General features: G+C 33.3%; 14 protein-coding genes. 11 read left to right on the top strand and 3 right to left on the bottom strand.

Annotated features, from left to right (window positions below):
* The first annotated feature begins 33 nt into the window (after positions 1 to 33).
* Positions 34 to 1236, top strand: a complete 1203-nt coding sequence (locus tag BN2144_RS01680) for an IS4 family transposase (protein ID WP_033826646.1) — start codon at positions 34 to 36, stop codon at positions 1234 to 1236.
* A gap of 443 nt (positions 1237 to 1679) precedes the next feature.
* On the opposite strand, the gene BN2144_RS01675 is transcribed toward BN2144_RS01680, so the two are convergent.
* Both BN2144_RS01675 and drcA read right to left on the bottom strand, forming a co-directional pair.
* Positions 1680 to 3605 (bottom strand): ABC transporter permease, encoded by a 1926-nt coding sequence (locus BN2144_RS01675; protein WP_033826645.1) that lies wholly within the window; start codon positions 3603 to 3605, stop codon positions 1680 to 1682.
* Entirely contained in the window at positions 3592 to 4359 is a 768-nt protein-coding gene (gene drcA / locus BN2144_RS01670) for a daptomycin efflux ABC transporter ATP-binding protein DrcA (protein WP_033826644.1), read from the bottom strand. Before drcA ends, BN2144_RS01675 begins: the two co-directional genes overlap by 14 nt.
* A gap of 206 nt (positions 4360 to 4565) precedes the next feature.
* On the opposite strand from drcA, the gene BN2144_RS01665 reads away from it, so the two are divergent.
* From BN2144_RS01665 to BN2144_RS01635, 8 genes are all read left to right on the top strand, one after another.
* The gene (locus tag BN2144_RS01665) at positions 4566 to 5237 is read left to right on the top strand and encodes a response regulator transcription factor (protein WP_033826643.1); all 672 of its coding nucleotides are present in this window, start codon (positions 4566 to 4568) and stop codon (positions 5235 to 5237) included.
* Positions 5234 to 6259, top strand: a complete 1026-nt coding sequence (locus BN2144_RS01660; protein WP_033826642.1) for a sensor histidine kinase — start codon at positions 5234 to 5236, stop codon at positions 6257 to 6259. Before BN2144_RS01665 ends, BN2144_RS01660 begins: the two co-directional genes overlap by 4 nt.
* Before the next feature lie 613 nt (positions 6260 to 6872).
* Complete coding sequence (locus BN2144_RS01655) at positions 6873 to 7094, top strand: hypothetical protein (protein ID WP_033826641.1); 222 nt, start codon at positions 6873 to 6875, stop codon at positions 7092 to 7094.
* Between the two features lie 914 nt (positions 7095 to 8008).
* Positions 8009 to 8155 carry a hypothetical protein gene (locus tag BN2144_RS20230; protein WP_230199681.1) on the top strand — a complete coding sequence of 49 codons (147 nt, stop codon included), beginning with the start codon at positions 8009 to 8011 and terminating at the stop codon, positions 8153 to 8155.
* Positions 8156 to 8353: 198 nt separating this feature from the next.
* Positions 8354 to 8608 (top strand): helix-turn-helix domain-containing protein, encoded by a 255-nt coding sequence (locus tag BN2144_RS01645; protein ID WP_033826639.1) that lies wholly within the window; start codon positions 8354 to 8356, stop codon positions 8606 to 8608.
* A gap of 371 nt (positions 8609 to 8979) precedes the next feature.
* Positions 8980 to 9126, top strand: a complete 147-nt coding sequence (locus BN2144_RS01640) for an SHOCT domain-containing protein (RefSeq protein WP_033826638.1) — start codon at positions 8980 to 8982, stop codon at positions 9124 to 9126.
* Positions 9127 to 9187: 61 nt separating this feature from the next.
* Positions 9188 to 9622: a recombinase family protein gene (locus tag BN2144_RS20225; protein WP_230199680.1), complete on the top strand. Its 435-nt coding sequence runs from the start codon at positions 9188 to 9190 to the stop codon at positions 9620 to 9622.
* On the top strand, positions 9616 to 10938 hold the full coding sequence (locus BN2144_RS01635; protein WP_230199679.1) for a recombinase family protein: 1323 nt from the start codon (positions 9616 to 9618) through the stop codon (positions 10936 to 10938). The genes BN2144_RS20225 and BN2144_RS01635 overlap by 7 nt, the downstream gene beginning before the upstream one ends.
* Before the next feature lie 173 nt (positions 10939 to 11111).
* On the opposite strand, the gene BN2144_RS01630 is transcribed toward BN2144_RS01635, so the two are convergent.
* Entirely contained in the window at positions 11112 to 11300 is a 189-nt protein-coding gene (locus BN2144_RS01630; RefSeq protein ID WP_033826637.1) for a hypothetical protein, read from the bottom strand.
* Between the two features lie 402 nt (positions 11301 to 11702).
* On the opposite strand from BN2144_RS01630, the gene BN2144_RS01625 reads away from it, so the two are divergent.
* Both BN2144_RS01625 and BN2144_RS20220 read left to right on the top strand, forming a co-directional pair.
* Complete coding sequence (locus tag BN2144_RS01625; RefSeq protein WP_050632171.1) at positions 11703 to 11936, top strand: Rpn family recombination-promoting nuclease/putative transposase; 234 nt, start codon at positions 11703 to 11705, stop codon at positions 11934 to 11936.
* A partial coding sequence (locus BN2144_RS20220) for an Rpn family recombination-promoting nuclease/putative transposase (protein ID WP_230199700.1) occupies positions 11911 to 12062 on the top strand: 152 nt, incomplete at its 3' end. The genes BN2144_RS01625 and BN2144_RS20220, both read left to right, overlap by 26 nt.

The raw sequence follows: 12062 nt of genomic DNA, 5'->3' as shown, positions 1-12062 counted from the left end.
ACATGTTCCTAATCTTCTACAAAGGAGCTAAAAATGAGTAAGAAAAGTATAGGTCATAAAAAGGTAATTTGTCAATGTTTATCGATTTTACCTACCGACGAATTTGCTTGTCCATTACTAAACTATGATTATGATAAGCTCTCGGTAGATTCACTTTTAAAGATATTTGTGGCTGCTCAAATTGGCAAATGGGAATCCTATGCGGATATTGAAGAAAAGATACGGTCGGATAAGAAACTCCGCGAAGCTTTGAATTTACCAAGTATTAGTGGATCCCAACTCTCAAGAAGAATTAATGAATTACCCACAGAAATAGCACAGAGTTTTTTTCTAAAAGTTGTTTATATACTTAGGGATTTAACAAAGAATTATAAAGGAATTGATTCAACAATAGGCAAATTAAGTATTGTAGATTCTACTCATATAAAACTTCCCCCTCAACTATGTGACTGGGCTTATGTCACAAAAGGGTGGAATGTTGTAAAGATGCATACTAGACTAGTTGTCTTGTCAGAAAATGTATCATTTCCAGATAAAATACTACCTTCTACCGGAAATGTTAGTGATTTTGAGAGTACAGATGTACTAATTGAAAAATCAGATACGACCTATGTAATGGATCGCGGATATCCATCAAATAAAAATCTTAATGACTGGCTCGAACAAGAGATTCATTTTGTTGTTCGGCTATCAAAAAACTTTAAATTTGTTGCAAGAGAAAATTACAACATTACTAACTCAGTGGTACAGAAAGATTGTAAGATTCTCGTTTATCCTAGTAAACGCCCGGCGCGTCTAGTTGAGTTTATCGATGAGGATGGGAAATTATATCGCTTATTAACGACTCGATTTGATTTAACCGCTGATGAGATAATGGACATTTACCGGTATCGTTGGATGATTGAAACGTTTTTCAAATGGATAAAGCAACATTTAAGGATAATTAAGATTTGGAGTACGAAACCACAAGGTATGTGGAATCAAATGTTTATTGCCTTAGCTGCCTATTGTTTATCACTAATTGTGCAAATTAAATCTAAAACAAAAAAGACTTTATGGGGGGTTCTTAGAGCGTTAAGAACGTATATGTTTAAAACGTGGGCTTCATTCCTAAAAGAACTACATCCGAAAAAAATGAAAACTTCGAAAGGACGACAAAAAATACCTATAGTGAAGGAAAAGCAGGATATCTTTGTGGGGACTATTGCCAGAATTAAGCCGCAAAAAAGAAAATAGGTAAACTTTTATTTTTTTTAATTATAAACTGGAAAAAAATGGGAACAAGGTCTTTCTGGAACCCTGTTCTCATTTTTAAATTTATTTAATACATACAGTTTCCATTTTTTACTATTTCTAGGTTTTTTTTTACAGTGGTGCAATTGTAATGCGTTCCTCCCTCCTATTTGTCAAACATATTTTACATTTTTAATTATATTATGCAGCAAACAAAATGTCAAACATCTTATACATATAGTGATTGTAAGATAAATGAAACCTTGATCAGAGGAGAAATTTTGAAACATTAATACAGCTAGGATGTTGTTTAATAAGCGTCTCTTTTCTTTTTAAACTATAGCGTGATACTTTAACAATCGGGTCAGATTCCGGAGTAATAACGAATTTCCTAACAAAGGATATATAACAAAACACCTCCCGAACATTCGAGAGATGTTTCGCTCTTATTTGTTTACAATGCGATTGTACGTATTAACTGTTAATACGTAATAGACTGCATAGATGATAACAAAAAAGACTATAGCCGTTAGAATAGGGACAATGAGATTGATTCCAATGAGATTAGACATAAAGTTGCTGGTAAAGTACAATGTCACACAACTGTGCAATATTCCTACGGTTAGTGGCAATCCAAACACAAATAATGACTGCCTTTTGATTGATTTACGTATATCCTTTTTATTGACACCGATTTTTCTAAGGATTTCATACTGTCCTTTCGCCTCATTCGCTTCTGTTAACTGTTTGAAATAAATGATACTTCCACTTGCCGCTAAAAATACAAGCCCCAAAAAACCAAAAATAAAGAGAGTAATTGCGTTTCCTTCTTTACCTTGCTTATACTCAGTATAAAATGATGAAGAAACTTGAAAATCGTTTCCAACCAGTTTATTTACTTTCCTTGAAGTGTCTTGTGCCGTTACTTCATTTTCCACTTCATACACTTTATAAGTTAATGGTGCCTCTTTTTTGGCTATCTTGGCAAACATTTCGTTACTGACTACGAGAAAGAAATCGGGATAATCGAAAGGTAGCACATTACTTTCAACCATATGGACAAATGGCAGTTCGCTGCTTCCTTGAGGCAATTGAATCGTTATATTTTCTCCTTTAAAAACCGACTTCGTATATTCAGTAAACCTTGGCTGGATTACTGCTGCTTGATTTCCTGATAGTGAGACTGTTTCATCCTTATTTAAAGCATTAGCTACTTTATTAAATGTACTTTCTGAGATTAATTTCACAGGATTTATGTCATAATCCAGTTGAAATGAGAGTATTCCTTTTACCTGAATGACGGGTATGTCTAGTTTGGCTTTTATTGGATGTCGATGATCTGCTTTTATTATTCTCTCCACCTGCGAATCAAATTCTGGACCTTTTGACAAATGCGAATAGCTGAACGGAACAACTTCCTCAGCTCTTTTTTCGTTGCTGTAATACCCACTGTAAGTTGCACCTAAGAAACAGATCGTTGCAGAACTCAACAATGCAATGACTGTAAAGGTACGTGCATTCCCTCTAATACGAAACAGTAAGCGAGATGTTTCAATTATTCTAGTTCCTCTGTAATAACGCGACTTATTTTTTTGTGATAATCTTAATAAATAGACCGTTACAGATCGAAAAAATAAATGGGTGCCAATGACGAGAGCAACAAAAGCAATACCATAATTTTTCATTAAATATTCCGTAGTAAATTCGTCAGGAAATGGTTTTAATATCAGCCAGTAACTAACGACAAGCAATATAACTCCGATAACAGCCGATATAAGTGAAACCTTTGGAATTTGTTCACCTTTTTTCTCATCATAGAATAATTCGATTAATGTAAAACGATAAATCAAACGGTAACCTTGAACGGAAGTGAATAAAATAATGACCATAAAGACTATGACTGTTTGGGTAATCGCTAGAATGGAAATACCGAAGTCCACCTCGGCAATTGAACCCATAAGTTTTATTAAAATCATTGCAAATAATTTGGAAAGTAAGGTTCCAAGAATAATTCCAATAACTATTGCAATGATTCCCATAATCAAATTTTCATAAAATAACATTTTTGCAATGGTTTTCTTGCGTAAACCAAGTATGGCGTACAATCCGACTTCTTTCTTCCTTTTTCTTGTGAAGAATGAATTGGAGTACAAAATAAAGATTGCTACGAATAAAATTAAGATAATTGATGATACCCCAAACATGAAACTCATTGTATCCGACAATTCAATGCTTTCCTGAATTTTTTCGCTATATTGCAAGGAAGTGAACGTATAATAAATAACCATGCTGAAGACGAGTGTAACAAAATAGACAAAATAATTATTGAAATTACCTTTAATATTTTTCCTTGCTAAACTAAATAACGTCATTTGCTCCACCCCCCAGTGCGGATAGAACATCCAACACCTTGTTGAAAAATTCTTTGCGGGATCTTTTCCCTTTTACAAGTTCTGTGAAGATTTTACCGTCTTTAATAAATAGGACGCGATTACAATAACTTGCCGCATAAGCATCATGGGTAACCATTAAAATTGTTGCCTTGTCTTGTTCATTAAGATCCTTTAAACTTTCTAATAAGTCTGTTGCTGATTTCGAATCCAACGCACCTGTTGGTTCATCTGCCAATATTAGGTTTGGCTTTGAAATAATCGCGCGTGATGCTGCCGTACGTTGCTTTTGTCCCCCAGAAATTTGGTACGGGTACTTATTTAAAATGTCGCGAATGCCAAACTTATCTGCCACTTCATCTGCTCTTCGTTCCAATTCCTCAACGTTCAATTTTGCCAAGGCTAACGGCAAGATAATATTTTCTTTCACAGTTAGAGTATCTAATAAATTATAGTCTTGGAAAAGGAAACCAAGTTTGTCACGGCGAAAGGCAGATAATTGCTCTTCATTCATCTTTGTCAAATTGATTCCATCAACCACGATGTCACCAGCAGTCGGCTCGTCAATTGTTGCCAATATATTTAGTAAAGTTGATTTACCAGAACCCGAGGGACCCATAATACCGACGAATTCACCTTCCATGACGGTTAAGTCTATATCCTCCAAAGCTGAAAATACATTTCCCTTTGCACCATAGACTTTTTTTATTTGTTTTGCTTCGACAATAGTTTTCATATTTAAATCCTCCATTCAGAATAGTTTTGTTTTATGTTTTTATTTTACATTAGTTGCCCTTTATATAAACTTACAGCTTGATCTCGTAACCTTACATTTTCGTCACATTGATAAAAAATATATTAAACACGATGTTTTCTTTGTATGTTGGTCGATATTCAATTAATATGATGTTACAGAAGGATAATTGTTTGGAGGGAAAAGGAATGAAAATCATGATTGTGGAAGATGATTCGACCATTCGTGATATGGTAGGGGAAACATTAGAAAAGTGGGGTTTTGAAACCGTTAAGATCGAAGACTTTGACCAAATCATGCAGGTATTTCTTAATCATGATCCTCACCTAGTCATCATGGATATCAATTTGCCATCGTTTGACGGATTTTACTGGTGTAATAAAATCAGAGAAATTTCAAAGGTCCCTATGATCTTTCTCTCTTCCCGTGATACACCAATGGATATAGTGATGTCGATGAACATGGGAGGAGATGATTATATTCAAAAACCTTTCCATATGGATGTATTGATTGCAAAAATTAATGCACTCCTTCGCAGAACGTATTCCTATATGGAAACACAGTCTCAGACAATGGAACATGATGGAATTATATTAAATCTTGAAAGCGGAGAGGTCTTACATGGAGATCGAAAATTGGAACTCACGAAAACAGAATTTCTTATTTTAAAAATTCTTATGAAAAATAAAGGAAGCATCGTCAGTCGTACGAAAATGATGCGTAGCCTTTGGAAGAATGAAAATTTCGTGGAAGAAAATACATTGACGGTTAATATTGCTCGCCTGCGTAAAAAACTTGTTGAACTTGGAAAAGAACACTTTATTACAACTAAGAAAGGACAAGGTTATATAATTCAATGAATTTCTTTCATTACTTAAAAGATAAACGGAATTTCTTTATATTAAACATGATCATTATGTTCTTTGTTTCTTTGATGATGATTGTGAGCACAGATTCCAGAAACGCTGTAAGTAATATCGTATATACCAATATGGTTATCTTTTTTATTGTAGCTATATACGTAATCATCGAATACTATTACAATAGAGAATTTTATCGGGAATTAAATGATTTGGTTGAAAGTAATCATGAAGAATTTCTCGCAACTCTGCCTAAACCGCGAAACGATGAACAACTGTTATATCTTGAGTTATTAAAAAAAGTAAATAGTGTGCATGGCGATCAATTACAAAAGTTGTATAACGAAAAACGCGATCATCAAGACTTTATTACATCTTGGATTCATGAAGTCAAGGTTCCGATTGCGGCAGGTCGCTTGCTTATGGAAAACAGTAATGGAAGAACTGTTGAATACCTTGTGGACAAGTTTGAAGATGAGTTGGATAGAATAGAAAATTACGTAGAGCAGGCTCTTTATTATTCTCGCATCGATTCTTTTTCCAAAGATTATTTTATTTCCGAGGTAGTGTTGGATCAAGTCGTTAAAAACAGTGTAAAGAAATATGCTAAATCCTTTATTAACAAGCAAATTCGTTTTCATATGGACAATATTGAACAGGTTGTCCATACCGACAGTAAATGGCTTGGTTTTATTATCGATCAAGTTTTTTCAAATTCTTTAAAATATACAGGTGAAGGCGGTGAAATCTCCGTACAATTTGAGGAAGATCGAAAAGAAAAGCGGCTACAGATTCAAGATACAGGCATTGGAATTAAGCCAGAGGATATCAGCCGCGTATTTGAAAAAGGATTTACAGGATTTATTGGGAGAAGTCATGCCAAATCTACCGGTTTAGGTCTCTACCTTGCAAAAGAAATGGCTCTTAAATTAGGCCATGACCTTTCCATTCATTCAGAAGATGGGAAATATACGAAGGTCATCATCCACTTTCCAAAAATCAGAAATTATTATCATCTATAAGTATAATGGTGGGGTTAAAGAAATTGGTTAATCGGAAAATAAGTATCAAATTAAAGGTGTTCAAGTAGAATAATGTTTTTCGTAAGGCTTAATAAATATTAAATAATATAGTCAATAGTAAGTGAATTAGGGTAACAAAAGGTTAACGCAATCAAAAATAAGGTAATAAAAGACGTAAAAAATATTCATTTATCTGGAGCTAGAATGGAAGAAGACCGGCGGATTTTTTGTTTATAAGAGCTATTAAATTAAATAAGGTTTAGTGAATTGTTTCCAACAGTAGATGTCGATAGTAGGGTCGATCTTAATTTAAAAACAATAAGTGAACTGAAACTATAGACTTAATACGTAGTTTAAATCAATATTACATTAATAAAAAAGGAGCATTCAATTGGATTCGTCGAAATTCAGTATTAGTCGGTTACTTTTGTATTTTATACCCGTTTCATTATTTCTCTTTGTATTCGGTAATGTTTGACATATTTGATAGAAATTCTAGGTATGGTTCGCAAATAGGTATGCTTTTACAAGGTACTCTATATGTTTAAAAGTAAAAATCCATCCATGTCTAAAAATAGGATTGAAGGGTGTAAATTCACGATCTAAATTGATCGTGGTAATTACGTTACCTTTTACATTACTTGTATCAGGTATTTTAACAGTTTTTTTATTTATTGGCATTGAAAATGTCAGGTTAAACTTAACAGCAAGTGTTTTAACTACAGTTTTAATCAATACAGTGACAGCATTTATCTATGAGGCATTTCCAGAGGAAGTCTTTATTCATGGATTAATATTTGAAGAGTTACATAAGAAATTTCGTTTCATCATCTAGCTGATTTACAACCATTAATTTTCATCTGTGTGCCGATTATGGAGATGGCATTGGAGCCAATATTCTTTAGTGAGCTAATTGAAATTACTATAGTTTATTTTATATTGCTCTTCACTTTTTGAATTGCTTTACAGCTATATAGAAAGTATGCAGGAACACTATGGATGAGTATTATCTTTCATATTATTTATCTTGAAGTTGCTAGATATATTTCCATGGGTGCGATGTATGATCCGGATTTTACTCTTTTGGAGTTTGATAAGACATTTGAAGGATTGATGACGTTATACTTGTTATTTCTGTTTATAGTGGTATTTAGTGTGGTTATGTTGACAGTATTATTACTAATTGATAAAAAAATGAGTAATTGAAAATAGCTATAACAGGTTTTTATTATTTTTTGATCGAACTTTTCAAAAATGGTTCTATTAATACCACGATAAATCAAAGTTATATGTCCTCTTTTTATCTCCAGTTCCAAGTATGGGAAATATTATCCATGGTTTCAACATGCATATGCTATGACTTTTGAAAATCGACTGAGGCTCAAATACTTTATTTAAGATTTTTATTTGGTTATATTTTTATGTTCTTACTATTTTATTTAGCTGGACCTTTCAAGTTTCATTACGTTTAACAGATAAGAAATGATTTTAAAAAAACTTTATTTTTGTATTATTCATTATTATGTTCGATTAGTTTTTATGTGAATTGTAATAAAATAGAGTTTGACATTTAAAGTATTTCTTGTTTTGGTTCTTAATAATAAAAATGATTCTACCTAACTGTTAATATTCAGTTGGGTTATTTTTTAAAACTTTTTCTCTGATTTTTGGCATTTTACAAAAAATTGTTGAAGATAATGAAAGGGGAAATCATCACACATCTTTACAGTTTCGAAGGGAGATGAGTGTATGGAGCCTTCTCGTACTGAACGACAGAAACAGCTATCTAAGGGGATAACATTTTCAATTTTAACACTGCAAGAAGAAAATCAGCTCTATACCTTAGACATACACTACGAGGGAGAAGGAATAGAAGAACAATCAAGTAGCTGGTAAGAGAACTACTCCTACACTTCTTGCAAAAGCGATGCATAGCTTGCCAGTTTAGAAGCGTATTATCATCCTACTATACTACTTTTTTAATCTTTCTGATGTAAAAATTGATCAATTGTTCAACATTCCACGTTAGTACTGTACAGTATAGGCGAACGAGTTCTTTTAAACCGTTAAGACGCTTTTTTGAGAAGCATGCAGATGAATGGGATGAATAATTCTAATATTGAAAACAACGAGCGTGGTTTATTGCCGTACCCAATTATTTTAGCTGCAAATAAGGGTGAGCCAGAAGCAATGAAAGTAGTTGTCCTGCATTATGGAAGCTATATGACAAGCCTATCCATGCGTAAGCTCCGTGATGAACAAGGAAACACTTATTGGGGCATCGATGAAGATACACGTGATCGCTTACGAGCGAAGCTTATGCAATCTGTTTTAGCTTTCAAAATTTGAATACAGAATGGTTAGGTTTTCCCTTTCATTAATCATATATTTGTTCTTTGACAAAGAAAGCACGGAAGATAACGCCGTGCAGTATAAACAAAAAATCAGATACGTTCTACTGATGATGAGCCACTTGATTCATACGCCATGACTTTCGTTAGGAACGAGCGATAATTTGTGAATCTAATGTAATTGTGGTGGATTGCTGGCGATAACCCATCAGTAAAGATAATGATATTCCCCTACCGTCATGGTTCGAGCGTTCAAAGCGTCGCAAGCTATGAGTAGGGCTGGAAGAAATACTTGCAGGGGTGAAATTCCCGTGGAGCTGTACCAACAGCCGTCTGATTTTTTAATAGATTAGGTAAGGGGGCGTTTTTTTGAAACAGAATTTGATTCTATATAGTATGCAAATTGCTATGTTAAAACAACTGCTAACCCGTAAACTAATTTCAGATAAAGAATATTATATTGTAAAAAACAAATTAATGAAAGAGTATGGTATTGTTTCTGACATTACAAGCTGAATTGTGTTCCTAGCGATGCTATAATACAAAGTATATAAGGAACACAAAAGGAGGAGCTATTATGTCAGGAGTTGAAGTGATTAGGGCAAATAGTAACTTGGCTAACCAAAAACGTGGAAGAGAAATTGAACGGCTTCGGGTTGCAGCGTATTGTAGAGTTAGTACAGATTCAGAAGACCAGTTAAACAGTTATAAGTCACAAGTTGCATATTATTCGGATTTAATCAAGAAAAATATGGAATGGGTATTAGCTGATATATATGCTGACGAAGCAATTACTGGAACACAGGTAACAAAGCGGGAAGATTTCCAGCGATTGATTAATGACTGTATGAATGGAGATATTGATATGGTCATTACAAAATCAATTTCCAGATTTGCAAGAAATACATTGGATACGTTGAAATATGTCCGTATGCTAAAGGAAAGAGATATAGCTGTTTATTTTGAAGATGAAAAAATTAACACGCTTACAATGGATGGTGAATTGTGTTGAGTTCAGTAGCACAACAAGAAGTTGAGAATATATCTTCTAATGTAAAAAAAGGATTAAAGATGAAAATGAAACGAGGTGAATTAGTCGGTTTTCAAGGCTGTCTCGGTTATGATTATCACCCAGAAGATAAGAGTATAACTGTAAACGAGAAAGAAGCAGAAATTGTTCGTTATATATTCCACAGGTATGTTGAAGGAGCCGGGGGCAGTATCATTGCAAGAGAACTTGAGAATTTAGGCTATAAAACTAAAAGAGGTACTCCAACATGGGCTGAATCGACGGTACTTGGAATTATTAAGAATGAAAAATATAAAGGCGATCTTTTAATGGGAAAAACTTTCACATTGGATCCTATTTCGAAACGTCAATTGGAAAATTTTGGGGAAGAAGATCAATATTATTTAAGAAATCACCATGAACCCATTGTCAGTGCTGAAATATTTGATAAAGTGCAGGAGATCAGATTAAGACGAAGTAGGGGAAGAAATACGGTAGAAAAAAATGGTGGTAAACGTGAAAAATTCAGTCGTAAATATGCTTTTAGCTGCATGATTGATTGTGCTTATTGTGGCAGTACATTAACAAGACGTAGATGGCATAGTGGAACTAAATATGGCAAGACAATTTGGCAATGTGTTACGAGTACGAAGAAAGGTAAGAAGTTTTGTCCAGATAGTAAAGGAATACCAGAAGAAGCCATTGAAAAGGCCTTTTTGGAAAGTTACCGTATTATGTGTAATAATAACAAAGATGTTTTAGATGGGTTTTTGCAACGAATGGAAGAGGCTTTAAGTGCCAGTACGATTCAAAAAGAACTTTCTAAAATAGAAAAGGAAGTTCAAGGGTTAGAAAACAAAAAGAATAAGTTAGTAGACATGAGATTAGAGGATATTATCGACAAAGAAACGTATGAAGAAAAATATAATGAACTAATGCAGAAGATAAATGAAAAAGTTCAAGAAAGAGAAAAATCGCTGTCAAATTTAGAAGAAGAAAAAGATATTAAAAAACGGTTATTAGCCTTCAAAAAAGTGTTAGAACAAAATGAGGTTATCGATACTTTTGATCGTTATGTATTTGAAAGTGTAGTTGAAAAAGTAATCGTTGGTGGAATAGATGAAGATGGAAATAAAGATCCTGCCATGATTACTTTTGTATATAAAACAGGACTAAGTAACAGTCTTGATGGTGAAAAATTTAAACCTGCTAGAAGAAACGCAAAAAAAGATAACACAAATGCATCTAATGAATTGTGTTCACATACAGGCAACGAGGACAATAAATTGTATCCACATAGTAGTGACGACACATGTTGAGTGTGTTGTGCAGATGATTTTAAAATGAAAAATGAGGCAAGATAAGGTATTTCTCTTGCCTTTATGCAACTTTTGATGTGGCAGATCGGTAATGAATAATTGGTGTGCTGTCCTTTTTTACTTCGATTCGATTAATCAGTCGAAGAAGAAAATCCATTGTCAGGTCATCGAAGTTAAGGAAGTGGAGTAAGTAATTCCTTTTTTAGTTTTTCAATGGCTTCAAACACATCTTCACTTTCTATAAATGTAAAAAGTTCATTTTTCTTTTCCATAAATTCAGTGATTTCATCGTTAGTGGCTTCAATACTCTTCTCATACTCTTCATAGGTAATGATTCCATCAGCTAATAGGTTAATGGTCATCTTTTTTCTGTTTTTTTAAATATCAATCTGCATGTTAACCCCTTATCAATTTTCTTTTGAGAATCTGTTCTTGAGCTTCTAGTTTTTCTATCCATCTGCTTAATACATTGTTCTTTATTGATTTGTTAAGCTAAAGTTTGAATGTCATTTAGCATTGTTTCTTTAAGAATATCCTCTTTTATCGTGTAGGAGGTGCAAGCCTTTTTGCCATGATGTGCATTCCTTAATAGCCTTTTATAACACTTTCAATTATTAATGTATGGAATAATTAAATCTTGAATGTATTCTTTATAAAAGTAATCAGTTGTTCGCTAAATTCAAAGTAGTCGAAATTAAAAATAAATTAGTAGGACCGTATAATAAATAAAAATAGTATATATAGGATTAGGGGGAGATGGAGGGGTGTGGCTGAAAAATCCACATGATAAATTTTTTAAAGAGCCCTTTGGAGATGTGACGGTCACGAAGGATTTTTTAACTAATTATTTGCCAGAAAGTATAATGGAGATGATTGATGTCAACACTCTTGAACCAGAAAAGGATCGTTTTATTAATGAAAAATTGAAAGAAAACTTTTCGGATTTACTTTTTAAGGTAAATATTTGTGGCAATGAAGGATACCTATATTTATCATAAAACCGCTCTTCAACTGTTAAAATATATAATAGAAATATGGGAGGCAAAAAGTGAAAAGGAAAAGAGCAATGAGCTTCCAATTGTTATTCCTTTAGTCATTTATCACGGTCAAAAAGATTGGAATAT

It is taken from the genome of Bacillus andreraoultii (assembly GCF_001244735.1).
In the GTDB taxonomy this organism is placed as follows: domain Bacteria; phylum Bacillota; class Bacilli; order Bacillales; family Caldibacillaceae; genus Caldifermentibacillus; species Caldifermentibacillus andreraoultii.
This window is presented reverse-complemented; position numbering and strand designations above follow the sequence as displayed.